At 54.5% G+C, this 536-nt stretch carries 1 protein-coding gene; it reads right to left on the bottom strand.

The window, feature by feature from the left end; all coding sequences use genetic code 11:
- Nucleotides 1–69: 69 nt before the first annotated feature.
- A complete protein-coding gene (locus JKL45_RS29730; protein ID WP_201865381.1) occupies nucleotides 70–282 on the bottom strand; it encodes a ribbon-helix-helix domain-containing protein in 213 nt (70 codons plus the stop codon).
- Nucleotides 283–536: the final 254 nt, after the last annotated feature.

Raw genomic sequence — 536 nt, 5'->3', positions numbered from 1 at the left:
GCCCACCCTCGGTGGGTCTCCAAAGGCCCTCGAAGTTTCCAGCTTCGTGGGCCTTTTGCTTTGCCTGGTTTACGTCACGACATTTCGATCCTTCTGGGCAAACATCGCCTCGAGGGCATGGGTGATGACTTCCTGGCGAGACTTAAAGCGCCCACTCTCGACCGCTTGGTCGATCGCAGTGCCGAGAAGTCCAGGAACCCAAACGTTCATCTCCCGGTCACCCCGCTCACGGCGGGCTTTCCGGAGGCGTTGAACGGCGGCTGTTCCTTTCCCAGCAGGCATGACGCTCACCCATCACTCTCATGGCGATTTCGAGAAATGCCCGATTCTGAGTTGGCTGTGGAGTCGCGCGGCAAGAATCCATTCACAATAGATCGATTCAGCGGTGGGAAACTTCTTTAGTCAGAATCATTTAGCTGAAACGGCCGAGTCAATTCGCATGTAAAAGCCAGGTTCCGGGTGATTCTCAGTTACGCACTTGATTCGAATGTGAGTAGTATTCAGACCGAAGAGCGATGTGCGATCAGGCCTTATGA

The organism is Microvirga soli (assembly GCF_016734765.1).
Classification (GTDB): domain Bacteria; phylum Pseudomonadota; class Alphaproteobacteria; order Rhizobiales; family Beijerinckiaceae; genus Microvirga; species Microvirga soli.
The sequence above is the reverse complement of the archived record's forward strand: the minus strand, read 5'-3'. Positions and strand labels throughout refer to the sequence as shown.

What these genes read in the sequence shown, in the direction of transcription:
- JKL45_RS29730 (WP_201865381.1), bottom strand. Translation starts at nt 282, where the DNA reads ATGCCTGCTGGGAAAGGAACAGCCGCCGTTCAACGCCTCCGGAAAGCC.